This window comes from Flavobacterium soyangense (genome assembly GCF_015277675.1).
GTDB lineage: Bacteria > Bacteroidota > Bacteroidia > Flavobacteriales > Flavobacteriaceae > Flavobacterium > Flavobacterium soyangense.
The window spans coordinates 25100-48947 of the sequence record NZ_JADHEC010000011.1 but is presented as its reverse complement, the minus strand read 5'-3'; the positions used below and the strand labels follow the sequence as shown (position 1 = coordinate 48947).

Genomic DNA, 23848 nt, shown 5'->3' with positions numbered 1-23848 from the left:
TATAATAATTCTATTTTGGACACAAAAGAAAATATATTGATTTTGGCAAAAAAGACCATTCTTTCCGAGAGTGAGTCTATAGCGAAACTAATTGATTTTATTGACATTAACTTCGCAGAAGCCACCCAAATCCTATTTAATTCCAATGGAAGATTAATTGTTACGGGAATAGGAAAAAGTGCGATTATTGCTCAAAAAATGGTTGCCACATTCAATTCTACAGGGACTCCATCACATTTTTTGCATGCTTCTGAGGCCATTCATGGCGATTTAGGCATGGTTCAACCCGATGATGTCGTGATTTGTATTTCAAAAAGCGGTAACAGTCCCGAAATAAAAATTCTCATTCCTATATTGAAACGTTTTGGCAATAAACTAATTGCCATAACCGGAAATATTACTTCTTTTTTGGCTAAAGAATCCGATTTTATTTTAAATACCACAGTTGATGCGGAATCTTGCCCGAATAATTTAGCACCAACAAATAGCACAACTGCACAACTTGTTATGGGCGATGCGCTTGCTGTATGTTTAATGCAAATGAGAAATTTCACTCCGGAAGATTTTGCAAAATACCATCCTGGAGGTGCTCTGGGTAAAAAATTATTGTTGCGCGTAAGCAATATGCTTGATGAAACCCATAAACCTAAAGTTAAACCAAATTCAAGTATTAAAGAAGTGATTTTTGAGATTTCGGCAAAGCGTCTTGGTGTTACAGCCGTAATTGAAAACGAAAAAGTGATAGGAATTATAACTGATGGAGATATTCGAAGAATGCTAAACGAAAATGATACTTTTACCCATTTGACTGCCAAAGATATTATGACAAAAAACCCAAAAATGATACAATCAACCACTATGGTTGCCGAAGCATTAAATATTCTTGAAGATTTCTCCATCACACAATTAGTGGTTGTGGATAATGGAGAATACAAAGGGGTAATCCATTTACATGACATTTTAAAAGAAGGAATTGTATAATGGAGAAAAAGCAACTTAAAGAAATGTCCTTTTTAGATCATCTAGAGGAATTAAGATGGTTATTAGTTCGAAGTTCTGCAGCAGTAATAATAATGGCTTTCCTTACTTATTTTATAAGTGATTATTTATTTGACACCATAATATTTGGCCCAACGAGAGCTACTTTTTTTACTTATCGGTTTTTTTGTGATTTATCCCACCAACTAGGTTTTGCCGATAGTATTTGCATTACCGAACTACCCTTTATTATCCAGAACACAGAAATGGAAGGTCAGGTAAATATGTTTGTCTGGATGTGTATTTTAGCAGGTTTTATTTTGGCTTTTCCTTATATTTTATGGCAGATTTGGAGCTTTATCAGTCCCGCTTTGTATGAAAAAGAAAAGAAAAATGCCAAAATATTTATCTTTATTTCTTCCATTCTTTTCTTTTTTGGAGTTCTCTTTGGGTATTATATAGTCATCCCAATGTCTGTTAATTTTGTGGCAACATTTACTGTTAGTGATGTTGTGAAAAACCAATTTACTTTAGACTCCTATATTGGAATGTTTAAAACATCTGTATTAGCGAGTGGAATATTTTTTGAATTACCCATAATCATATATTTCCTGACAAAACTAGGATTAGTAACTCCTGAATTTTTACGAAAATATCGAAGATATGCCATTGTAATTGTGCTAATAGTTGCAGCAATAGTTACACCACCTGATGTGGTGAGCCAAACAATTGTTGCCATACCGATGCTGATTATTTTTGAATTAAGTGTAATTATCTCTTCCATCGTTTATAAAATAAAAATAAAAAATGAGCAACTTAGTTAAAGAATTTAATGATTATCGTTCTAAAATGAACGAAAAATTATTGGCCGACAATAATAAAATTGTAAAAAGAATTTTCAATCTTGACACCAATGCATATGCTGAGGGAGTGCTCGATGTGAAAACTAAAGAACTATTGGGATTAGTGGCTTCTGCGGTTTTGCGTTGTGACGATTGTGTAAAATACCATTTGGAAAATTGCCATAAAGAAGGAATTTCAAAAGAGGAAATGATGGAAGCCATGGGAATCGCAACCCTAGTGGGCGGTACTATTGTCGTTCCTCATTTGCGCAGAGCATATGAATTTTGGGAAGAATTGGAAACATTGAATTTGAATAACAATTAAGAAATGAAGCTAAGAGCCGAACATTTAGTTAAAACATATAAAGGACGAAGCGTTGTTAAAGGCATTTCTGTAGAGGTAAACCAAGGTGAAATTGTGGGACTTTTGGGGCCAAACGGTGCCGGAAAAACAACCTCTTTTTATATGATTGTAGGATTGGTAAAACCCAATATGGGCAATATTTATCTTGATGATTTGGATATCACTCATTTTCCAATGTACAAAAGAGCCCAACAAGGAATTGGCTATTTGGCTCAAGAAGCCTCAGTTTTTAGAAAATTAAGTGTCGAAGAAAATATTTTAAGTGTTTTGCAATTGACAAAACTATCAAAGGAAGAACAGGAAGCCAAAATGGAAAGTCTTATTGACGAGTTTGGCTTGGGACACATTCGCACCAACCGTGGCGATTTGCTTTCGGGTGGAGAACGTCGTCGTACTGAAATTGCGCGTTGTCTTGCCACTGATCCAAAATTTATTCTTCTTGATGAACCTTTCGCTGGTGTTGACCCCGTTGCCGTGGAGGATATTCAGCGCATTGTGGCACAACTAAAAAATAAAAACATCGGAATCCTAATTACAGACCACAACGTTCAGGAAACCTTGGCGATAACTGACAAGACCTATCTTATGTTTGAAGGCGGTATTTTGAAAGAAGGAAAACCAGAAGAACTGGTAGTAGATGAAATGGTGCGTCGAGTATATTTAGGACAGAATTTTGAATTGAGAAAGAAAAAATTAGAATTTTAAAATTTTAAGAATGGAAAATCAAGAAGAACCAAGTCAAGAAACAAAAGAAAAATGGCTGAATGACCCAAACAACTGGATTTGGGGAATTTTTACTATAACAAAGAGGACAAACGCTTGATGCCAACAAAAAGAATCCCTTTTATGGGTTGGACCGTAAATTTTGCCAATAGCAATTCAGTTTTCCTATTTGTTTTTATAATGCTGCTTCTAATACTATTTGTTGAATTTATGATTGGATTAAAAAAATAATCACTCAATCGTAATAAAGCGCAACTGCTCCACATCGCCATTGTAAATATTGACATCTACATTGCCTTTTATTCCTAAAACAGAAGCTTTTTCGGTAAATTGCCAAAAAAGCCAATCGTCGCCAATTTTCTCCCGATAAAAATTATAATTGGCAATCCAAAAAAGATAATTGCTGAAATCTTCCTTCAAGAAATCATCATAATATTTCTCGCTGGTATAAATAATGGGTTTCACTTTATAATGTGCTTCAACCGCTTTCAGCCAACGCTTCAACCCTACTCTCAAACTATCTAAAGATTGCTCTTTGGGGAGTTTTTCGATATCTAAAACAGGAGGCAAATCGCCTTTTTGAAGATGCACTGTTTTGATAAAAAGCTGGGCTTGTTCCAATGAATTTTCGTTGGGACGATAATAATGATAAGCCCCGCGAATCAATTTATTTTTTTTGGCACCAAGCCAATTGGTTGCAAATTGTTCGTCTTCTCTATCATTTCCGGCGGTGGCCCGAATAAAAACGAACTCTAACGGATAGTCATTTTCTATGTTTTCGACCAAAGTCCAGTCAATTTTTCCTTGAAATTCGGAAACATCCAAACCAATAGCTTTTCCTTGATGATTTTCCAAAACCTGATAATTTCGAACATCCGAAATGCGTTTAGCTTCTGCTTGTTCATATTTTAATTTATAGGATTTGAAACCAAGATAATACAAGAATCCATTTCGATAATGATAGCCAATTCCAAAAAACAGCAAAATAAAAAAAATAATTATCGAAAAACGCAACAACTTTCCGGAGAAAAAAGAACCTTTCTTTCTAGGTTTTCGTTTGATTGCGGCTTTGATTCTGACCGATTTCCGTTTCATTGGGCAAATTACTTTTTCAGAAATTTGTTATTCACAACTGAAAGTAAAACATAAGTGATTATAATCAAAGGAATTCCCAAATATTGAAAGAAACCCAACAACAAAATCGACAAAGTCAAAAAGATAATTTGAAGGGTGTTTTTCTTGAATGTAAAATCTTTTATTTTTAAAGAAAATAAAGGGATTTCGGCATTCATAATGTAAGCACTGAATAAAGTAATGATTAACAAAACCCATTGATTAGACAAAATTTCGAAAACAACTAACGAATCAGAATATTTTAATACCAAAGGCAAACTCAATATAAATAAGGCGTTGGCAGGCGTTGGCAAACCGATAAAAGAATCCGTTTGACGAGTGTCAATATTAAAATTAGCCAGTCGATAACAGGATCCCAAAGCTATGATGAAACCCAAATAAGGAATAATTACATCAGTAGAAGCAGGATTTTGGGACATTTTCAACAATGAATACATCACATATCCCGGAACGACACCGCTGGTAACCATATCTGCCAAAGAATCCAACTGTAATCCTAACGGACTGGAAACCTTAAATAATCGCGCAAAAAAACCATCGAAAAAGTCTAAAAAAATACCCAAACACACAAAAAAGAAAGCCATTTCAAAATCATCTTCGCTTACAAAAATTATGGCAATGCAACCACAAAAAAGATTTAGCAGTGTAATTATATTCGGTATGTGTTTTTTTATGTTCATTATTATTCTAATTAGATTATCAAAGTTCACAAATTTAATATAATAAGTAACGGAGAAGTGCGTTTTTAATAGAGTTTTTTAAACAGCGAGTTCATCAGTAGTTTTATTTATCCATAAGTAAGGAATTAGCTCAGTAAAAAATTATATTTTTGGGAAAAATTAAACAGGTCTTATATCTGCAAAATAATCAATGTTTAAAAAAAAAATATTCTTCTTTCTCCTTTTGCTTTGTGCCAGTTCGTATGCGCAAACTGTCAGAAAGTATTCGAACGAGTTTATGAATATTGGTGTCGATGCTGCTGCATTTGGAATGGCAAACGCAGTGACAGCAAGTACTAATGACGTAAATTCTGGCTATTGGAATCCCGCAGGATTGGTTCATCTTGAAGATCAACAATTGTCATTGATGCACGCCAATTATTTTGCTAATATTGCCCAATACGACTATATCGCTTACGCAAATCCCATTGATGATGATAGTGCTTGGGGCATTTCTTTAATCCGTTTTGGGGTTGATGACATTTTGAATACAACCGAATTAATCGACAGCCAAGGTAATATTGACTACAATCGCATCAGTCTTTTTTCTACTGCAGATTATGGCGTTACCTTTTCTTATGCTCGAAAACTGCAAGTCCCCGGATTTCAATATGGTGTAAATGCCAAAGTAATTCGAAGAATTATAGGAAAGTTTGCCAGTTCTTGGGGTTTTGGATTTGATGCCGGACTGCAATTCGAGAAAAATGACTGGCAATTTGGCTTGATGATTCGAGACATTACCACTACCTATAATGTTTGGAACATTGACGAAGCCGAATATAAAAAAATTGCCAATGCCATTCCAGGACAAAATCAGGAATTACCGGAAAGCACCGAGATTACTGCCCCAAAAGCACAATTGGGATTGTCCAAAAAGTTTATTATTCGTTATGATTACAGCATTTTGGCTGCAGCCAATATCAATTTGCAATTTGCCAAAACCAACGATATTTTTTCAACGAATTTTGTCAGTATTGATCCTGCACTCGGATTTGAATTTGGTTATACCGATTTGGTTTTCTTGCGTGCCGGTGTGGGGAATTTTCAAAAAATACAACAAATTGATGATTCGGTAAAAGTAGGCTTTCAGCCTAATATTGGGTTGGGATTCAAATACAAAGGTATCCAAATTGATTATGCGCTAACCAATTTAGGGAATCAAAGTGCAGCTTTATATTCGAATATTTTTTCGTTAAAAGTAGATTTGGGTTTTTTTAGAAATTAATTTATTTTTTTATATATCCATAAATGAATTCATCTTTATTAAAAAAAATATTCTGTTTGACATTGATGATTGTTTCAATGAGCAACTTTGCACAGAACAGTATATTATCAAAAAACGCTCGTGTTAGCATAATCACTTGCGATACCGGAAACGAATCTTATTCTCTTTTTGGACACACCGCAATACGGATTACCGACATAGAAAATAATCTGGATCTTGTATATAATTATGGTGCTTTTGATTTTTCCACGCCTAATTTTGTCGCAAAATTTGCCAAAGGGGATTTACAATATTTTGCAGTTGTCAATGTCTTCTCTGATTTTATGAACCAATATACCTATGAACACAGGAGTGTTTATGAACAGGAATTGATTGTTCCTCTGGTTTATAAACAAAAATTATTAGACAATTTGAGTACTACATTAGCCTCAAGCGAAAGTTATTATACTTATAAGTTTATAGACAAAAACTGTACTTCGATGGTGGTGGAAATCTTGAACAAAACATTGGGTGCCAAAACCATTGTCAAAAAAACCGACACGGATAAAACATATAGAAGTATTTTATATCCCTATTTTGACAATTCATTTTATGAAAAACTGGGCACGAGCATTATATTTGGGAAGAAGGTTGATGAATATGGCACAAAAATCTTTTTGCCATTAGAACTTCATAAAAGTTTAAAATTAATATCATTCGAAAATCATCCTCTTTGCAAGGAAAGCAAAACCTTATTGGAATTCAAAAAAGCAGCACCCAATTGTTGGTGGGACACTATTTATACTTTTGTGATCTTTCTTGGACTTATTCTTATTTTGAACAAAAAAAGTATCGATTTGTTTTATATTTTAACGATGGGATTATTGGGGATTTTCTTTGGTTTTATGGGATTTTATTCTTTCCATGAAGAGTTGGCTTATAACTACAATATGATGTTGTTTAATCCTGCACTACTTGTATTATTCTATTTTATACTCAGAAAAAACAGAAAATGGATTATCAATTTATGCGTTTTTAATGTTATTTCGATGGGAGTTTATCTAATTTTAATGTTTAATAAAGCACACTTATTGATTATGCTGCCACTTATTATAACCAGTTTAGCAGTATTGATAAAAATAGCTGTCAAAAACAGCAAACGCATTCCAATCGTTTTTTAATTATTGTCCTCTATAAAAAAGGACAGTGCTTATTGTTTTAATTGCAATATTCAAATCCAGAAAAATGCTTCGGTGTTTGATATAATACAAATCATATTGCAATTTTATCAAGCTGTCATCCATAGATTCTCCATAGGGATAATTCACTTGTGCCCAGCCTGTAAGTCCCGGTTTTATCACGTGACGGGTTTCATAAAAAGGCATTATTTCAGCAATTTCCTTAACAAAGAAAGGTCGCTCAGGTCGCGGCCCAATAACTGCCATTTCCCCTTTTAAGACATTGATAAATTGAGGGATTTCATCGATTCTGGTTTTACGTAAGAATTTTCCAAAAGGAGTAATACGACTATCATTTGGCCCCGAGAATACTGCACCTTTTATTTCAGCATTTTTAATCATAGTCCTTAATTTGAGTATCTGAAATACTTTGCCATTTTTTCCTACTCGTTCCTGAGTGTAAAATAATTTTCCGCGATTTCCAACAACATTTCCTAATGCAATAAATGGAAATAATAGTATCCCGAATGACAAACCGAAAATGCAAATTAGTGCTTCCATTATTTTAACATTCAATAAATAAAGTTGATTATTATTGCTTCTATTAAAAGGAAAAAATTTATAAAAATCCCTTGTAATATATTGCACAGGAATTCGTTGGGTTTTATCTTCGTAAACTTGGGTATATTCTCGAATGGTTGTTCCGGATTCTAACAAATGAAGTAATTCTTGGTATAATTCCACAGTAATATCTTCCGTATTTTGAGAGGCAACAACAATTTCGAATAGGTTATTTTCATTTACAAAGGAAACTAAGTCATTAACACCAATATGTTGTACAAAATGGTATTCAAAAAGGTCATTATTAGTCCTGTCAGAGTTTACATAAGCAACAATTCTATAATGTGGGTCAGAGTTTTCCAATACCAGAATTAATTCCTCTACCTGCTCCCGTTCACAGACCAAGATAACGTTTTGTACAAATCGATTAGAGGCCAAAAACTTGACGTAAAAAGTTCTCCATAGAACTAAGGCCAAAAGTAATGTAAAATAAAAAATCAAAATTTGAAACCTATTATTGGGCAACTCTGCTGAGAAAATTGGTGTCAACAAATAAAATAAAACAGTGGTTGATGCAGTAAGAATAGAACTTTTTAACACCTTATATTGATTACTGGCAACCTGCAGATTATACATTTCAAATACAGTTCCAATAATATTGAGGTAAAGTACTAGAGCAATCGCATAATGAAAATTACTTGTTGAGGCTTCGAGATATACCAAACCAAGTGATTTACCAGTAAAATATAATGCCATCAAGACAAAAAAAACATCAAAAGTTCTAAGCAATATTTTTCGCTCAGAGACTTCAAAATGTATTTTGTTATTCTTATTCATTGTTACAATTGCGAATTCTATTATAGAAAACAAATCTACATAAACATCCCATCAAACCAATAAAAAATCGACAACCAACAGTTCTTATCGGTTAACTGATTTATTAAAGTGCTTTTCTTATTAATTTTAAAAGTTATCTAACCAATCTAAATATTGCTTAATAACGGTTACTTCAGAATAGTTATTATTAATGGTTTTTTGAAGAGCTTTTCCAAAATCTGACCGTAAAGTTTTATTATCCAATAACTTCACAAGTAATTCATAGAATAATTGTGATTCAGTTGCATTAACAATAAAACCATTAATTCCATCTTGAATTAACAAAGGAACTTCGCCTACATTAGTTACTACAACAGCTTTTTTTTGCAAGCCATATTCAAGTAATGCAACTGGCAAGCCTTCTGATTGTGAAGTCAGGATACCTATAGTTGACTGATTGAGAGTGTTTTTTATATCCTGTCTGGAGCCGTAAATGAAAACATTATTTTCTAAATTATAATCCAAAATTAAAGTCTTTATTTTTTTGGAATAATCATCCTCAAAATCTTTTCCCACCAAATGAAATGTCCATTCAGGATGAGATATTTTAACTTTTCTAGCCACTTCCAACAATAAAAAATGGTTCTTCTGAACCCTTAAATTTGCCAAAGACACAATTCTTTTCCCTTTAATTCCTTGCAAAATAGTTTGTTCCGAAATAGCATTTTCTTCAGATGGAAAATTAGGCAAATAAATCACATTCTTTAAATGTATTTTTTGTTCAGCCCAAATTTTAAGTTGTTGGTTTACTGCAATAATTCCATTAAAAAAAGGAATAACCATTCTTAAACTCAACAAAGGTCTTTTTGATAAAAACTCACTATCTCCATAATGATCGTGCCAAATTAACTTTATGGATGGATAAATCAATTTCAACAAAAAAGCCGTAAAAAAAGAAGTACTGTGAGCATGAACAACTTCTACCTTATTATCTATTACAAATTTTCTTAATTTATAAATGGATTTTAAATCAATGGTGTGCGTTTTATTCAAATAAAGATAAGAAATATCTTTGTTAACCTGATTCAAAAGTGCCCCTTCTTTTCGAGTTACAACTAAGCCCGAAAACTCAATTTCTTTTGCAAGCGCATTCGCATAGTTTACCGCCATTCGTTCAGCACCGCCAGCCTCAAGAGAATCTATGATTTGAAGAACTCTCATAATTGCAATAATTTTTTAATCTCCCCTTCAAAAACATCCAAAGTATATTGTCTTGACCACTCACTAGCCTTTTGGCTTTTGTCTAAATAATCAACTTCGTTTTTCAAAAGAACTACCATTTGGTGAACATCTTTTTCTAAATCCATTTCTAACAGAACACCTCTGTTTCCAAAATCTAGCATAAACGGCACACAAGAAACCTTTGTTGATATGGGAACGCAGCCCCAAAACATCCCTTCAGCAATTGCTTTTGGCCAACCTTCACTTTCGGATGGCAATAGCACAAAATGATTGGCTTCGTAAGCTTTTTTTACCGATTCCTGAGTTTGATTCCCTTTTAATGAAATGATGTTCCCTAAATTATTTTGGCTAATATATTCTTCCAATTTTTTCCTCTCCACTCCTTCTCCATATAAAGCTAATACAACTTCATATCCCTTTTTATATAATGTTTCCACCAACTGAATGGCATACAACGGATTTTTGCCGTGTACCAAGGCTCCCCCAAAAATAAAACTAATTTGGCCTTGCAATTCTTTAGGAACAATAGGCAATTTATCCGTTTCATTATAAGTCGCCGTAAAAAAAGGTTTGATATTTTTAGAAATTCCTTCCCATTCGCCATAAACTAAAACATTCATATTTCGAGTCAGAAAGGTATTACTCAAAATCCATTTTTGTAAAAGATAGGTCCATGGTTGCTTTGATTTTGGATCCCAATTACCAGCATATTTAGCCGTTTTAGCTTTATTTGGAAATAAAATTTGAACCAAACTTCCTAATAAGCCAATATTTCCGGGACATCGCAAATGAATATGGTCTGCTTTTTGCATAGCAGAATAAATCCTCCAACAAATTTTGGGTGTTTTGAGAACTGTTTTAGAAATTGCCTTTAAACTCAATACATCAAAGCTTTCAATAGCTATGAATTCTATTTTATCATGCTCATAGTTTATGTCAATTGGTGTTTTTCCAGATTTGGATTCAGGAGCAACTATAATCAACTTATCTACCTGTTTTACCCAGATATTCATTTCTCTAACATATGGTGAATAAGCAAAATATTGATTTTGCTCAAGGATATGAGGCACATGAGTAATGATGGCAAAAGTCATTTTAGATTATTCGGTTGCGAATTAAAATTTCTTGTGTAAATGTATTGCTAAATCTAATCAATATCAACACAAGAATTTAAATATTATGGTTTACACTATTTAAGAAAATCCTCCTGAAAATTATTGAATCCTCAAAAACAGTTTGCCAAAAATCATCTGCTAATCAAACCTTAACAAATGTTAACAAAATAGATTTTCAGAAACCATAATTAATTGTATTTTTACCGTTCAAAATTTAGAAAAATAAATGGGCAAAATCATTGCGATTGCTAATCAAAAAGGTGGTGTTGGAAAGACTACAACGTCAGTAAATCTAGCAGCATCACTAGGTGTTTTAGAAAAGAAAGTGTTATTAATAGATGCTGATCCACAGGCAAATGCGAGTTCAGGATTGGGCATTGATGTTAATACTGTTGAAATTGGAACTTATCAAATTATAGAACATAGCAATACACCAAAAGAGGCTGTAATGAAATGTTCCGCTCCAAACTTAGACGTGATTCCATCGCATATTGATCTTGTTGCCATCGAAATCGAGTTGGTTGATAAAGTAGATAGAGAATATATGCTCAAAAAAGCTTTGGAAAGCATCAAAGACGAATACGATTATATCATTATAGATTGTGCGCCATCATTGGGCTTACTTACACTGAACGCTTTGACAGCAGCAGATTCTGTTATTATTCCAATTCAATGCGAATATTTTGCACTCGAAGGTTTGGGAAAACTATTGAATACGATAAAAAGCATTCAAAAAATTCACAATCCAGACTTAGACATTGAAGGATTGCTTTTGACAATGTTTGATTCCAGATTGCGTTTGTCAAATCAAGTAGTCGAAGAAGTTCAGAAACATTTTAACGATATGGTTTTTGAAACTATTATTCAAAGAAACGTAAAATTGAGTGAAGCTCCAAGTTTTGGCGAAAGCATTATAAACTATGACGCAACAAGCAAAGGAGCTAATAATTACCTACAATTAGCTCATGAAATTATAAAGAAAAACAGCAAATAGTTTTATGGCAAAAGCAATAAAAAAACAAGCGTTAGGAAGAGGATTATCTGCTTTATTGAAAGATCCGGAGAACGACATAAAATCTGTAAGCGATAAAAATGCCGATAAAGTAGTCGGGAATATTATTGAGCTTGAAATTGATTCAATCGAAATAAATCCGTTTCAGCCCAGAAGTAATTTCAATGAAGATTCATTGAGAGAATTGGCTTCTTCTATTAAGGAATTAGGCGTTATTCAACCCATTACTGTTCGGAAATTAGACTTCAATAAATACCAATTAATTTCAGGAGAAAGACGTTTACGTGCCTCAACATTGGTAGGATTGACCACTGTTCCTGCTTATATTCGGATTGCAAATGACAATGAATCCTTGATTATGGCTTTGGTTGAAAATATTCAACGCCACGATTTAGATCCAATAGAAATTGCGCTTTCGTATCAAAGATTGATTGATGAAATTCAATTGACACAAGAACAAATGAGCGAACGTGTAGGTAAAAAACGTTCCACAATTGCCAATTATTTGAGGCTTTTAAAATTAGATCCAATTATCCAAACCGGCATTCGTGACGGATTCATCAGTATGGGGCACGGTCGAGCGATAATCAATATTGAAGACCAAGATGTACAAACTGATATTTATCAAAAAATAGTGAGTCAAAACCTATCGGTTCGTGATACTGAATCTTTGGTGAAAAATTATCAGGAAAGTTTAAAACCAAAACCTGCAACAAAAGCCAAATCTTCCTCATTTGAAATTGCTGAAACTCAGAAAAATACTTTTAATACTTATTTTGGAACAAAAGTAGATGTGAAAATCGCTGGAAACGGTAAAGGAAAAATTACAATTCCATTTCATTCAGAAGAAGACTTCAACAGAATTATCAAACTAATAAAAGACTAGTGTATAAAATCCGTTTCATAGTTCTGTTCCTCTTTATCATAGGAAATACAGCTGTTTTTTCGCAAAAGAAAACTGATGTCCCGACAGCAAAAGACACTTTGAAATCGAATGACATAGACCCATTGACACCTGCAAAAGCTGCTTTTTATTCGGCTATTTTACCAGGATTGGGACAGGCTTACAACAAAAAATACTGGAAAATCCCTCTAGTTTATGGAGCAATTGGAGTCAGTCTTTATTATTATATTGACAGCAATAAAAGTTATCATCAATATAGAGACGCCTATAAACGCAGGTTAGAAGGCTATACAGACGATAAATTTTCCTATTTAGATCAAAGCAGATTGATTACAGCACAGAAATTTTATCAAAGAAATAGAGATTTATCCGCATTATTTGTGGTTGGTTTTTATGTATTAAATATCATTGACGCTAATGTTGACGCCGCATTGATACAATTTAATGTAAATGAAAATTTATCCGTAAGACCAGATTTGTATTTGAATGGTGTAACATCTAAGACAAATGTGGGTCTAACATTTAATTATAATTTTTAGAAACTAACAAATGAAAATCGCACTTTTAGGATACGGAAAAATGGGACAGACAATCGAAAGAATTGCGCTGGAAAGAGGCCACGAAATTGTTTTGAAAAAAGACGAATCTAATACCTATGATGGGATTTCGAATGCAGATGTTGCCATAGATTTTAGCATACCGGCAGTTGCTGTAGAAAATATTTCCAGTGGCTTTTATGCCAATGTTCCAGTGGTTTCAGGAACAACGGGTTGGCTAGACCGCTATGACGAAATGGTAGCGCTTTGCCAAGAAAAAAACGGAGCATTTATTTCTAGTTCCAACTTCAGTTTAGGAGTAAATCTTTTCTTTGGACTCAATGAATATTTGGCAAAAATGATGTCCAAATTCGATTCTTATAAAGTTGAAATGGAAGAAATTCATCACACTCAAAAACTGGATGCGCCAAGTGGAACCGCAATTTCATTGGCAAAAGGAGTCATCGAAAACAGTGATTACAAGAGTTGGACATTGGATGAAGCAAAAGAAAACCAAATCCATATTGAAGCCATAAGAACTGAAAACGTTCCTGGAACGCACACCGTAACTTATAACTCAACAGTGGATACAATTGAAATAAAACATACGGCTCACAATCGTGATGGTTTTGCTCTTGGTGCTGTTATTGCAGCCGAATGGATTGTGGGGAAACATGGAGTTTTCACTATGAAAGATGTATTAAATTTAAAATAAACTTTTTTAGGTTTAAGGAGAAGTTTCAATTGGAATAACCTTAAATTCAAACTTAAAACAAAATAATTATGACACTATATCAATGGTTTGTGTTTTTCTTGATTGTACAGGTAATTCACTTTTTAGGAACTTGGAAATTATATGAAGCTGCTGGCAGAAAACGCTGGGAAGCTGCAATTCCAGTATATAATTCCATCGTTTTGATGAAAATAATCGGTCGCCCAACTTGGTGGACATTGTTGCTTTTCATTCCTATAATCAACCTGATTATGTTTCCAGTTATTTGGGTAGAAACTTTGAGAAGTTTTGGAAAACGTTCAAGTTTAGACACTTTTTTAGGTATAGCAACCTTTGGTTTATACATTTATTTTATTAATTATACACAGCAATTAAATTACGTAAGTGACAGGAGTTTGAGTCCAGATAACAAAACTGCTGACACTATAAGTTCTTTGCTATTTGCAGTTGTTGTTGCTACAATTGTGCACACTTATTTCCTTCAACCCTACACCATTCCAACTTCATCATTGGAAAAATCATTATTGGTGGGCGACTTTTTATTCGTGAGTAAAATGAATTATGGCGCCAGAGTTCCAATGACAACGGTAGCGTTGCCAATGGTTCATGACACAATTCCATTGCTAAAAAGAAAATCCTATCTGAATTGGCCTCAATTGCCTTATTTTAGATTACCCGCTTTCCAAAAAATTAAAAATTGTGACATCGTAGTTTTTAACTGGCCTGTAGATACCGTTTATTTTTTTAGAGATCCATCGGGAAGGCACGTTGATAAACCAATCGACAAGAAATCAAATTATGTAAAACGTTGCGTTGGAGTTCCTGGTGATAGTATGCAAATAAAAGATGGAATTGTATATATCAATGGTAGAATATTGGCTTTGCCTGAAAGAGCTAAACCGCAATATTCGTACAAAATAGCATTGGACGGAAAAACACCCATAGATTTTGAATATTTATTCAAAGATCTGGACGTAACTGATGGAGCAGGTTTCACGAGTGATAAAAAAGACACACTATACGTAACTGCTTTACCCGCAACTAGTGTTGAGAGATTGAAAAATGTTCCCGGAATCACATCTGTAACAAGAATAATTTCTAAAGGTGTTGAAGATGGAATTTTTCCACACATCCATAAATGGAATCGTGATAACTTTGGACCAATATACATTCCGCAAGTAGGAAAAACGGTTGCATTAAACTTTATGACTTTGCCTTTTTATAGCCGAATAATTACCGAATACGAAAAGAACAAGTTGGAAGTTAAGGGCAGCGATATTTATATCAACGGCAGTAAAACAAACACCTATACCTTCAAACAAGATTATTACTGGATGATGGGAGACAATCGCCATAACTCTGAGGATAGTCGCTATTGGGGATATGTCCCCGAAGATCATATCGTAGGAAAACCAGTTTTTATCTGGATGAGTTGGGATACAAACGGCAAAGGTTTGGGTAAAATCCGCTGGGAAAGATTGTTTACCACCGTAGGCGGAGATGGTCAACCACAATCTTATTTTAAATTATTCCTATTTGCTTTAGCTGCCTTTTTTGTGGGTGAGTATTTTTGGAAAAAAAGAAAATAGAGAAAAAATATTTAGTCAAAAGTGTTTAAAGTATAAGGTTATAGCAACAAACTTAAACTTTAAACCTTAGCAAATAAAAGATGAAAACTCTAATCCATCCGACCTATTTCCCTTCGATTAGTCATTGTATTGCAATGGCTCAGGCAGAAAATCTTGTGCTTGAAATGGAGGATAATTTCCAAAAGCAAACCAATCGCAATCGAACTTATATATACAGTCCAAATGGAATTCAGTTGCTGAATATCCCCGTAAAGCATTCGCAACAAATACATCAAAAAACGAAAGACATCAAAATAGAAACCGATTTTGACTGGCAAAAACAGCATTTTAAATCATTGGAAGCGGGGTACAGAAGTTCTCCTTTTTTTGAATATTTCGAAGATGACATTCGTCCAATTTTCGAAAAAAAATACAATTTCTTGATGGATTTGAACTTTGAAACGATGAATTTTGTGTCTAAATGTCTTCGAATGAAATTCGAATATGATACTACAACCGAATATTTTCACAAGGTGGATTCAAATTCAATTTTGGATTTTAGAATTTTGGCAGACGGAAAAAAAGACAATTCCAAGTTCGAAACTTACACTCAGGTTTTTGATGATAAACACGGATTTTTGAATAATTTGAGCGTTTTGGATTTGATATTCAATGAGGGAAAATATGCTTTTGATTATTTGAAAAAGCAGGACTTAATTATCATATAAGCCATCAACTTATTCCATTGATAATTTTGCCATAATCGGGTAATGATCGGAGTTTTCGAAATCAGAAAAACTCTCAAATTTTTTGACAGTCATTTTATCATCTGCAAAAATATAATCGATTCGGGCAGGATAATATCTGAACTTATAAGTCGCTCCAAACCCTTTTCCGGATTCTTCAAAAGTGTCTTTTAATTTTCCTTTTATATTTCGATAAACATATGAAAACGCGCTGTTATTCATGTCGCCACAAATAATAATGGGATAAGTGCAGTTTTTTTTATGTTCTTTTATAATCTCGGCTTGCTGCTGCTGTTGCTTAAACGCTTTGCTTATTCTATTAAAAAGTTGTTGTGATTTGCCTTGGTCAAGGGCATCAATATTTTCATTTATTTCAGTAACATCGGGTGAAATTTTTATGGATTGAAGGTGCATATTGTAGACCCTGATAATATCTTTTCCTTTTTTGATGTCAGCAAAAACTACATTATTATTAGAGTTTGGAAACACAATATTTCCCTGATTTATAATGGGAAATTTAGAAAAAATTGCTTGTCCGGTTTTAATCAGATTTCCTTTCATCAAAATATATCTATGTGGATACACTTTCAAATCAATTTTGGCAGAATTAGAATATTCCTGAATACACAATATATCGGGGTTTTTGTCATTGATAAAAGTCAGGATATTTTCGGGAACATCGTCTCTGTCTAACCATTTGAAGACATTCAACAAACGAACATTATAACTCATTACCGTAAAATCTTTTTCGTTTTCCAGATATTCTTTAGCCGAAAATTTATAGAATTTATTGATAAAAGTAATCCCCATTAAAAGTACCAAGCCAGACAAAATCATTCGCTTCTTGAACTGAATTCCCCAATACAGGAAAAACAATCCGTTCAAAATAAAAAACAAAGGCATAAATAATGTAAGAACGGATAAAAGTGGGAAAAGTTTAGGTGCCAGAAAAGGCAAAACATAAGCAACAAATGTCGATACAGTTAGCACTATATTCAAAAAAAACATCACTTTATTAAACCAAGAAAGGTTTTTCATTTTTATGTTTGTTTGTTGTTAATTGAAAAACTGCCAACTGCTACTGAACACTAATTCTATTTCCCAGCTTTAAACAAAAATTCTTTTTCTTCTTTTGTCAAACAATCATATCCAGAACGACTTATTTTATCCAGAATTTCATCTATTTGCTGTTGCGTTTTGTCTTTGGTTACAATTTTTGAAGTAGGATTCGCAACAGGTTTTTTATAATTTTTATGAACCTTTTTAAATGGTGTGGATGGGGATTTCCGAAACAAATTAACAAAAAAATCTATTATGGTAGAAACAATTTTACTTAAATCAGTTCCGTTTTGCAATAATTTAATAAAAATAAAGCCAAAAAAGGCGCCTGCGAGGTGAGCAATATGTCCGCCAGTATTTTCAATGCGAATTTGCATCAGGTCAATAACCAGAATCACAAGTGTAATGTGCCATAACTTCACGTTTCCAATAAGCAACAACCTTACATTCATCAAGGGACTATAAGTGGTTGTAGCGACTAAAACCGCCATAATTGCTGCCGAAGCCCCAACAATTGAAGCACTAAAATTCAAGAAATAATAGCCTGAAACAAAGGCAATTCCGGCAAATATTGAGCTCAAGATATACAATCCCAACAATTGTTTTTGGGAGAAAAAAGTAAGGAATAAAGTGCTGGAAAAATTCAAGACAATCATATTGAAAAATATATGACTGAATCCATCATGAAAAAAAGCATAGGTAAGCAATGTCCAAGGTTTTGTCATAAAAACCGAAGGTTCAGAGGACAAAGCTATCCAATTGGGAAAATTAAAAGTTCCTACACTAAAATCATAAAAAAATAATGAACCCAGAAAGCAAGCCACATTCCAGTAGATAAGCCTTTGGGCTATTCCACCAAATTTATAATGCATTTTTAAGTCATCTATAATACTAGCCATTTTTATTTACAATTTAAACACAAAAACAAAACACTGATATCTGCAAACTGATATTAATTCCAACGATTCCTGTTAAACTGGTTTTTCTTCCAAAACCACATCATTATAAAACCGGTCAATGCGCCACCAATATGCGCAAAATGAGCAATTCCTGTACTTCCGGCACCAAAAATAGATTGCCCATTGAATCCTAAAAACAAATCAATTGCCAAAATTCCCGGAACAAAATACTTCGCTTTTATTGGAATAGGAATAAAAAGTAAGGCCAATTCTGCATTTGGAAACATAAAAGCAAAAGCAGCCAATAATCCATAAATAGCTCCCGAAGCCCCAATAACAGTGCCTTTTGAAATCATAGATGCTTCTCCAATGGCGTTAAATTGTTGCTGTGTACAATGAACCCTTTCTAAAAGAGTATTGATTTCACCAGCCATCATTTTACCTTTTTCATCAAAAAGTGAACTATAATCGGCATTTAATAATTGATGTAATTCTGAAGTTGATAAATTCAAATTTGCCACTTGTGATAACAAAGAATGAATCTCTATATAATTGACTACAGTATGCAATAAAGCAGCCCCTAATCCACAAGAAATATAGAAAAACAAGAATTTTTTTCCACCCCAAAAATGCTCTAACGCACTTCCAAAGGAATACAGCGCAAACATATTGAACAATATATGCGAAATATTAGGAAAAGGGGCGTGCATAAACATATGAGTAATGAGTTGCCAAATCTTGAAATCATCGTTTTCAGGATAATAAAGAGCGAATAAATCATAAGATACCGGCACAAAATAGGAACCAATAAAAAAGAGAATGTTAATTATTAAAAGTTGCTTTACAACTGGTGTGATATTCATCATAGTGCAAATTTTTTGTCTAAATCTTCCACACGCATCGTGATGAAAGTAGGTTTTTGAAATGGGGAAACATTGGGGTCTTTACAGGCAAAAAGTCCGTTTACCAAGTTTTCCTGTTCTTTTTCGGTTAAATAAGTTCCTGTTTTTACCGCCAAACTTCGTGCCATAGATTTGGCAATCGTGTCATTCTGACTGAAACTGCTTTCCGGAATTCCATCTTGTAAATCACTCAAAAGTTGTTCCAAAACCAGCGAAGCTTCGCTTTCGGAGACATTTATCGGCAATCCAGAAATAACGACACTGTCCTCATTTGTCTCCTCGAAAACAAAACCAGTGTTAGTCAATGAAGGCTTTAATTCTTTTATTAATTGCATTTCTCCATTCGAAAAATACAAATGCAACGGAAACAACAATTGCTGGCTTGATGCTAAATTGACCGTGATATTAGTCAGGAATTGTTCGTACAAAATGCGTTGATGTGCTCTTTGCTGATCCACTATTATCATTCCAGATTTTATTGGATTAACAATGTATTTTTTATGGATTTGGTGTGTCTTATGAATCGCTTGCTCCACTTCTTCACTATTAAATAAAGATGAAGTCACTGCCTCATTTTCAAAAGTCATTGTTTCAACTTCATCAAAATCCTGTTTTAAACCCACATACAAACTTTCCCAATTTGTTGTAGATTCTGGCTTTCTATAATTAGTATTTGCAAAATGTCTATTGGGTTTGTCTTCTTCAGAAAATGGATTGAAACTGCCATCAACTTGAATCGTTGGTGTAGTTCCTTCCAAATCTTTGTAATGATATGGAGTGTCCAAATTAGCATCGCGTTCAAAATCCAAAACTGGCGCAACATTAAATTGTCCCAAACTGTGTTTTATTGAAGCCCGTAAAATAGCATACAAAGCAGATTCATCATCAAACTTAATTTCGGTTTTCGTGGGATGAATATTGATATCGATGGTGTTTGGCGGAACCGCTAAATATAAAAAATAACTTGGCTGTGCTCCATCTTTCAAAAGCCCATCGTAAGCTGCCATAACTGCGTGGTGTAAATAACCACTTTTTATGAATCTGTCATTGACAAAGAAAAATTGTTCACCACGATTTTTCTTGGCAAACTCAGGTTTACAAACAAAACCTTGGATGCTTACAATTTCTGTTTCTTCGTTAACAGGAACCAATTTTTCATTGGTTTTACCGGAAAAAATATTCACGATTCGTTGTCTCAAACTCGAAGGATGCAAATTAAACATTTCGCTTCCGTTGTGGTAAAAAGTAAAAAATATTTTCGGATGTGCCAAAGCCACTCGATGAAATTCATCAATGATATGGCGGTATTCAACAGTATCCGATTTCAAAAAATTGCGTCGAGCAGGAATATTAAAAAATAAATTCTTGACTCCAAAAGAAGTTCCTTTTGGCAAAACTGCCATATCTTGTGACACAAACTTGCTGCCTTCAACTACGATATGGGTCCCCAATTCTTCTTGATCTTGCTTGGTTTTCATTTCAACGTGAGCAATCGCGGCAATCGATGCCAAAGCTTCACCTCGAAACCCTTTGGTGTGCAAAGAAAACAAATCTTCGGCTTGACGAATTTTAGAAGTGGCGTGACGTTCAAAACACAAACGTGCATCGGTGATACTCATTCCTTGTCCATTATCAATCACTTGAACCAATGACTTTCCTGCATCTTTAAGGATTAATTTAATATCATTTGCTCCAGCATCAACGGCGTTTTCAAGCAATTCCTTTACAACCGAAGCAGGTCGCTGAACGACTTCTCCAGCGGCAATTTGATTAGCAACGTGATCAGGAAGCAATTGAATGATACTCGACATTAAAAAAATAGTTTAAAGTTTAAGGTTTGAAATTTTCGAAAACCAATGGTGAGCAAATTTAAGTAATTTCTGTTTGGATTGCTACCTAAATTTATCATAAAAAAACAAAAAACCTATACCATCAATAGAACAGTATAGGTTTTAGATTTGTGATTTTTGACTTTATTCTTCTATCATTGTCAAACCTTCGATTTGCAATGGACCGGTTGATAATAATTGGTGATTTTTAAATTGGTGACTAAACGAAGCCTGATGTCTTAAATAGGCCATTTTTATAGCCGCAACAGCAGCTTCGGTTCCTTTATTTCCGTGTTTTCCTCCGCTTCTGTCTATGGATTGCTGCATAGTATTATCCGTCAAAACACAAAAAATAACAGGAATATCGGTTTCTACATTCAGGTCTTTTATGCCTTGCGAAACTGCTTCGCAAACAAAATCAAAATGTTTGGTTTGCCCTTGAATTACACAACCAATAGCTATTACTGCATCAACATTTTGGGTTTGCAACATTTTTTTTGCTCCATAAATGAGTTCAAAACTTCCCGGCACATTCCAACGAATGATGTTTTCTGATGGCACTTCATTTTCTAAAAGTCCTGTAACTGCCCCAAAACAAAGCCCTTCGGTTATGGTGTCATTCCACTCTGAAACAACAATCCCAAACCGAAAATTTTTCGCGTCTGGGATTGAATTTTTATCGTATTCGGATAAGTTTTTATTTATAGTTGCCATTTTATTTTAGAAATAAAGATTTAGAATTAAAAGTATAAAGTTACCAAATCTAAATGTATAATCCTAAAATTACTGTGCTAATCCTATCAATACATCAATTGAAGCAGCTTCTGGAGACGCATCAAAATTTTCTTTGATATCAGTAAAATATTTTAATGCATCCGCTTTATTTCCTAAAGCCAACGCTGTTTTTCCTGCTTTTAACAAGAAACGTGGCGTAGTAAAATCATTTTTATTGGCTTCAGCCGCTTTTATATAATTATCCAAAGCTTCTTTTGGTTGATTATTTTGTGAATAAGCGTCTCCAATTGCTCCTTTTGCCAAAGCGCTCAAAACGATATCATCTGATTTAAATTTACTTAAATAATCAATCGCTTCAGTATATTTTCCAGTATTCAAATAAGCAATACCCGCATAATAATTAGCTAGATTTCCAGCATCAGTTCCTGAATATTCATCGGCAATTTTTATAAAGCCAAATTTTCCTTCAGAACCATTCAACGAAAGTTTATATAAAGAATCGCTTGCAACTCCGTCTGTAGCTTTTTGAAAGTTTTGTTGTGCAACAAACATTTCGGTAGCGGCTTCATCTTGTTTAGGCGCAGCAACAAATTTTTGATAGGTCAAATATCCAACAGTCAATAATGCAATTGCACCAACTACTCCAATAATAATTCTTTGATTTTTAGCTACAAAATCCTCAGTTTTTGATGCAGTGGCGTCCAATGTTGAAAAAACTTCTGCAGTTTTGCTGTTTTTCTCAAGAACTTTTATGTCTTCGGTAACTTCTTTTTCTTCTTTTTCTTTTGCTGGTTTATATCCTCTTTTATTATAAGTTGCCATTTAAATATTTAATTTAGTGAGTGGCAAAAATATAATATTTATTCAAATCTAAAACCTCTTTTATCGATATTTTTCAATAATTTGCACCCACTTTAAAAAATTTATCCAAAATCAGGAAGATTATCAATACCTGCAAGCTTTACCAATGTATTTAAAAAAGATTTCATTATTCAATTACAAGAACTTTTCAGAAGCAAATTTCGAATTTGTGGGCAAAATAAATTGTTTTGTGGGTAAAAACGGAATTGGGAAGACTAATGTGCTGGATGCAATCTACCATTTATCCTACGGAAAAAGTTATTTCAATCCATTGGCAGTGCAAAACATCAAACACGGCGAAGAGTTTTTCGTCATCGACGGCGAGTTTGAAATCAACAAAAGAAACGAACAAATCATTTGTAGTTTAAAAAAGGGTCAGAAAAAAATATTGAAACGCAACGGAAAAATCTATGATAAATTTTCGGAGCACGTTGGATTCATTCCTTTAGTTATTATCTCACCTGCTGACACGGATTTGATTGTTGAAGGCAGTGAAACCCGCAGGAAGTTTATGGATAGCGTCATTTCGCAATTGGATTCCCAATATTTGAAACAACTCATTCAATATCAAAAAGTGATCAGTCAACGCAATGCTTTGTTGAAATATTTTGCGGTCAATTATGTTTTTGAAACCGACACGCTTTCTATTTATAATGAGCAACTCGACGCTTTTGGGAAATACATTTTCGAAAAACGGAAAGAATTTATCGAGCAATTTATTCCTATTTTCAATACGCATCATCAAGCTATAACAGGCTCACAGGAAACGGTTCAATTAGTTTACGAAAGTCATTTATTCGAAAATGATTTGCGGAAACTTTTAGAGGAAAACATCAATAAAGATAGGGCTTTGCATTACACCAGCGTTGGAATTCATAAAGATGACTTGTCTTTTGAAATTGATAATTATCCAATAAAAAAATTTGGATCGCAGGGCCAACAAAAATCGTTTTTGATTGCCTTGAAACTGGCGCAATTCGAATTTTTAAAAACTCAAAGCGGTTTTAAACCTATTTTGCTTTTTGATGACATCTTCGATAAATTGGACGAAAGTCGGGTAGCCAAAATAATCGAAATGGTCAACAGCGATACTTTTGGACAGCTTTTCATTTCAGACACACATCCAGAAAGAACTGAAACCATTGTCAAATCAACTCATCAAACTTATAAAATTTTCAATCTGTAATT

25 protein-coding genes are annotated in these 23848 nt (G+C 33.7%); 14 read left to right on the top strand and 11 right to left on the bottom strand.

Going from position 1 to position 23848, the window contains the following annotated elements:
• Nucleotides 1–15: 15 nt before the first annotated feature.
• The 5 genes from IR213_RS06885 to IR213_RS06865 all read left to right on the top strand — a co-directional run bounded on the left by IR213_RS06885 (nt 16) and on the right by IR213_RS06865 (nt 3138).
• Nucleotides 16–981 (top strand): KpsF/GutQ family sugar-phosphate isomerase, encoded by a 966-nt coding sequence (locus IR213_RS06885; protein ID WP_194311570.1) that lies wholly within the window; start codon nt 16–18, stop codon nt 979–981.
• Nucleotides 981–1802, top strand: a complete 822-nt coding sequence (gene tatC / locus IR213_RS06880; protein ID WP_194311569.1) for a twin-arginine translocase subunit TatC — start codon at nt 981–983, stop codon at nt 1800–1802. The genes IR213_RS06885 and tatC overlap by 1 nt, the downstream gene beginning before the upstream one ends.
• Nucleotides 1786–2145, top strand: coding sequence for a carboxymuconolactone decarboxylase family protein (locus IR213_RS06875; RefSeq protein ID WP_194311568.1), 360 nt, complete (start codon nt 1786–1788; stop codon nt 2143–2145). The genes tatC and IR213_RS06875 overlap by 17 nt, the downstream gene beginning before the upstream one ends.
• A 3-nt stretch (nt 2146–2148) precedes the next feature.
• On the top strand, nt 2149–2889 hold the full coding sequence (gene lptB, locus IR213_RS06870) for an LPS export ABC transporter ATP-binding protein (RefSeq protein ID WP_194311567.1): 741 nt from the start codon (nt 2149–2151) through the stop codon (nt 2887–2889).
• A gap of 117 nt (nt 2890–3006) precedes the next feature.
• A complete protein-coding gene (locus tag IR213_RS06865) occupies nt 3007–3138 on the top strand; it encodes a hypothetical protein (protein WP_262892063.1) in 132 nt (43 codons plus the stop codon).
• Here the strand turns inward: IR213_RS06865 and IR213_RS06860 are convergent, their stop codons facing one another.
• Together IR213_RS06860 and IR213_RS06855 are read right to left on the bottom strand one after the other, a co-directional pair.
• Complete coding sequence (locus tag IR213_RS06860; protein ID WP_194311566.1) at nt 3139–4002, bottom strand: glycoside hydrolase family 25 protein; 864 nt, start codon at nt 4000–4002, stop codon at nt 3139–3141. It lies immediately after the preceding gene.
• A gap of 8 nt (nt 4003–4010) precedes the next feature.
• Complete coding sequence (locus IR213_RS06855) at nt 4011–4721, bottom strand: CDP-alcohol phosphatidyltransferase family protein (protein WP_194311565.1); 711 nt, start codon at nt 4719–4721, stop codon at nt 4011–4013.
• A gap of 190 nt (nt 4722–4911) precedes the next feature.
• Between IR213_RS06855 and IR213_RS06850 the strand changes: the two genes are divergently transcribed.
• Both IR213_RS06850 and IR213_RS06845 read left to right on the top strand, forming a co-directional pair.
• A complete protein-coding gene (locus tag IR213_RS06850; protein ID WP_449404260.1) occupies nt 4912–5985 on the top strand; it encodes a putative type IX sorting system protein PorV2 in 1074 nt (357 codons plus the stop codon).
• Nucleotides 5986–6008: 23 nt separating this feature from the next.
• The gene (locus tag IR213_RS06845; RefSeq protein ID WP_194311564.1) at nt 6009–7145 is read left to right on the top strand and encodes a lipoprotein N-acyltransferase Lnb domain-containing protein; all 1137 of its coding nucleotides are present in this window, start codon (nt 6009–6011) and stop codon (nt 7143–7145) included.
• Here the strand turns inward: IR213_RS06845 and IR213_RS06840 are convergent, their stop codons facing one another.
• The 3 genes from IR213_RS06840 to IR213_RS06830 all read right to left on the bottom strand — a co-directional run bounded on the left by IR213_RS06840 (nt 7146) and on the right by IR213_RS06830 (nt 10855).
• Nucleotides 7146–8540: an exopolysaccharide biosynthesis polyprenyl glycosylphosphotransferase gene (locus tag IR213_RS06840; RefSeq protein WP_194311563.1), complete on the bottom strand. Its 1395-nt coding sequence runs from the start codon at nt 8538–8540 to the stop codon at nt 7146–7148. It lies immediately after the preceding gene.
• Between the two features lie 126 nt (nt 8541–8666).
• Nucleotides 8667–9740, bottom strand: a complete 1074-nt coding sequence (locus IR213_RS06835; protein WP_194311562.1) for a glycosyltransferase — start codon at nt 9738–9740, stop codon at nt 8667–8669.
• Nucleotides 9737–10855 (bottom strand): glycosyltransferase, encoded by a 1119-nt coding sequence (locus IR213_RS06830; RefSeq protein WP_194311561.1) that lies wholly within the window; start codon nt 10853–10855, stop codon nt 9737–9739. The genes IR213_RS06835 and IR213_RS06830 overlap by 4 nt, the downstream gene beginning before the upstream one ends.
• Before the next feature lie 247 nt (nt 10856–11102).
• On the opposite strand from IR213_RS06830, the gene IR213_RS06825 reads away from it, so the two are divergent.
• The 6 genes from IR213_RS06825 (at nt 11103) to IR213_RS06800 (ending at nt 16357) form a co-directional block, all read left to right on the top strand.
• Nucleotides 11103–11870, top strand: a complete 768-nt coding sequence (locus IR213_RS06825; RefSeq protein ID WP_194311560.1) for a ParA family protein — start codon at nt 11103–11105, stop codon at nt 11868–11870.
• A 4-nt stretch (nt 11871–11874) separates the two neighbouring features.
• Complete coding sequence (locus tag IR213_RS06820) at nt 11875–12774, top strand: ParB/RepB/Spo0J family partition protein (protein ID WP_194311559.1); 900 nt, start codon at nt 11875–11877, stop codon at nt 12772–12774.
• Nucleotides 12774–13331 carry a DUF5683 domain-containing protein gene (locus tag IR213_RS06815; protein WP_194311558.1) on the top strand — a complete coding sequence of 186 codons (558 nt, stop codon included), beginning with the start codon at nt 12774–12776 and terminating at the stop codon, nt 13329–13331. The genes IR213_RS06820 and IR213_RS06815 overlap by 1 nt, the downstream gene beginning before the upstream one ends.
• A gap of 10 nt (nt 13332–13341) precedes the next feature.
• Nucleotides 13342–14043 carry a 4-hydroxy-tetrahydrodipicolinate reductase gene (gene dapB / locus IR213_RS06810; protein WP_194311557.1) on the top strand — a complete coding sequence of 234 codons (702 nt, stop codon included), beginning with the start codon at nt 13342–13344 and terminating at the stop codon, nt 14041–14043.
• A gap of 68 nt (nt 14044–14111) precedes the next feature.
• Nucleotides 14112–15650, top strand: coding sequence for a signal peptidase I (gene lepB / locus IR213_RS06805; protein WP_194311556.1), 1539 nt, complete (start codon nt 14112–14114; stop codon nt 15648–15650).
• 80 nt (nt 15651–15730) lie between these two features.
• Complete coding sequence (locus tag IR213_RS06800) at nt 15731–16357, top strand: WbqC family protein (protein WP_194311555.1); 627 nt, start codon at nt 15731–15733, stop codon at nt 16355–16357.
• Between the two features lie 9 nt (nt 16358–16366).
• On the opposite strand, the gene IR213_RS06795 is transcribed toward IR213_RS06800, so the two are convergent.
• The 6 genes from IR213_RS06795 to IR213_RS06770 form a co-directional block, all read right to left on the bottom strand.
• Nucleotides 16367–17413 (bottom strand): endonuclease/exonuclease/phosphatase family protein, encoded by a 1047-nt coding sequence (locus IR213_RS06795; RefSeq protein ID WP_194311554.1) that lies wholly within the window; start codon nt 17411–17413, stop codon nt 16367–16369.
• A 56-nt stretch (nt 17414–17469) separates the two neighbouring features.
• Nucleotides 17470–18333 carry a rhomboid family intramembrane serine protease gene (locus IR213_RS06790; protein ID WP_194311553.1) on the bottom strand — a complete coding sequence of 288 codons (864 nt, stop codon included), beginning with the start codon at nt 18331–18333 and terminating at the stop codon, nt 17470–17472.
• Nucleotides 18334–18386: 53 nt separating this feature from the next.
• Nucleotides 18387–19199, bottom strand: a complete 813-nt coding sequence (locus tag IR213_RS06785) for a rhomboid family intramembrane serine protease (protein ID WP_194311552.1) — start codon at nt 19197–19199, stop codon at nt 18387–18389.
• On the bottom strand, nt 19196–21046 hold the full coding sequence (mutL, locus tag IR213_RS06780) for a DNA mismatch repair endonuclease MutL (protein WP_194311551.1): 1851 nt from the start codon (nt 21044–21046) through the stop codon (nt 19196–19198). Before mutL ends, IR213_RS06785 begins: the two co-directional genes overlap by 4 nt.
• A 162-nt stretch (nt 21047–21208) precedes the next feature.
• Nucleotides 21209–21778: a 6,7-dimethyl-8-ribityllumazine synthase gene (gene ribH / locus IR213_RS06775; RefSeq protein WP_194311550.1), complete on the bottom strand. Its 570-nt coding sequence runs from the start codon at nt 21776–21778 to the stop codon at nt 21209–21211.
• A 69-nt stretch (nt 21779–21847) separates the two neighbouring features.
• A complete protein-coding gene (locus tag IR213_RS06770; RefSeq protein ID WP_194311549.1) occupies nt 21848–22621 on the bottom strand; it encodes a tetratricopeptide repeat protein in 774 nt (257 codons plus the stop codon).
• Between the two features lie 145 nt (nt 22622–22766).
• Here IR213_RS06770 and recF point away from each other — a divergent pair, with 145 nt between their 5' ends.
• Nucleotides 22767–23846 (top strand): DNA replication/repair protein RecF, encoded by a 1080-nt coding sequence (gene recF, locus IR213_RS06765; protein ID WP_194311548.1) that lies wholly within the window; start codon nt 22767–22769, stop codon nt 23844–23846.
• The last annotated feature ends 2 nt before the right edge of the window (nt 23847–23848 follow it).

Coding starts and splice junctions, on each gene's coding strand:
- tatC (WP_194311569.1), top strand. CDS start 981: ATGGAGAAAAAGCAACTTAAAGAAATGTCCTTTTTAGATCATCTAGAG.
- IR213_RS06875 (WP_194311568.1), top strand. CDS start 1,786: ATGAGCAACTTAGTTAAAGAATTTAATGATTATCGTTCTAAAATGAAC.
- lptB (WP_194311567.1), top strand. CDS start 2,149: ATGAAGCTAAGAGCCGAACATTTAGTTAAAACATATAAAGGACGAAGC.
- IR213_RS06865 (WP_262892063.1), top strand. CDS start 3,007: ATGCCAACAAAAAGAATCCCTTTTATGGGTTGGACCGTAAATTTTGCC.
- IR213_RS06860 (WP_194311566.1), bottom strand. CDS start 4,002: ATGAAACGGAAATCGGTCAGAATCAAAGCCGCAATCAAACGAAAACCT.
- IR213_RS06855 (WP_194311565.1), bottom strand. CDS start 4,721: ATGAACATAAAAAAACACATACCGAATATAATTACACTGCTAAATCTT.
- IR213_RS06850 (WP_449404260.1), top strand. CDS start 4,912: ATGTTTAAAAAAAAAATATTCTTCTTTCTCCTTTTGCTTTGTGCCAGT.
- IR213_RS06845 (WP_194311564.1), top strand. CDS start 6,009: ATGAATTCATCTTTATTAAAAAAAATATTCTGTTTGACATTGATGATT.
- IR213_RS06840 (WP_194311563.1), bottom strand. CDS start 8,540: ATGAATAAGAATAACAAAATACATTTTGAAGTCTCTGAGCGAAAAATA.
- IR213_RS06835 (WP_194311562.1), bottom strand. CDS start 9,740: ATGAGAGTTCTTCAAATCATAGATTCTCTTGAGGCTGGCGGTGCTGAA.
- IR213_RS06830 (WP_194311561.1), bottom strand. CDS start 10,855: ATGACTTTTGCCATCATTACTCATGTGCCTCATATCCTTGAGCAAAAT.
- IR213_RS06825 (WP_194311560.1), top strand. CDS start 11,103: ATGGGCAAAATCATTGCGATTGCTAATCAAAAAGGTGGTGTTGGAAAG.
- IR213_RS06820 (WP_194311559.1), top strand. CDS start 11,875: ATGGCAAAAGCAATAAAAAAACAAGCGTTAGGAAGAGGATTATCTGCT.
- dapB (WP_194311557.1), top strand. CDS start 13,342: ATGAAAATCGCACTTTTAGGATACGGAAAAATGGGACAGACAATCGAA.
- lepB (WP_194311556.1), top strand. CDS start 14,112: ATGACACTATATCAATGGTTTGTGTTTTTCTTGATTGTACAGGTAATT.
- IR213_RS06800 (WP_194311555.1), top strand. CDS start 15,731: ATGAAAACTCTAATCCATCCGACCTATTTCCCTTCGATTAGTCATTGT.
- IR213_RS06795 (WP_194311554.1), bottom strand. CDS start 17,413: ATGAAAAACCTTTCTTGGTTTAATAAAGTGATGTTTTTTTTGAATATA.
- IR213_RS06790 (WP_194311553.1), bottom strand. CDS start 18,333: ATGGCTAGTATTATAGATGACTTAAAAATGCATTATAAATTTGGTGGA.
- IR213_RS06785 (WP_194311552.1), bottom strand. CDS start 19,199: ATGATGAATATCACACCAGTTGTAAAGCAACTTTTAATAATTAACATT.
- mutL (WP_194311551.1), bottom strand. CDS start 21,046: ATGTCGAGTATCATTCAATTGCTTCCTGATCACGTTGCTAATCAAATT.
- ribH (WP_194311550.1), bottom strand. CDS start 21,778: ATGGCAACTATAAATAAAAACTTATCCGAATACGATAAAAATTCAATC.
- IR213_RS06770 (WP_194311549.1), bottom strand. CDS start 22,621: ATGGCAACTTATAATAAAAGAGGATATAAACCAGCAAAAGAAAAAGAA.
- recF (WP_194311548.1), top strand. CDS start 22,767: ATGTATTTAAAAAAGATTTCATTATTCAATTACAAGAACTTTTCAGAA.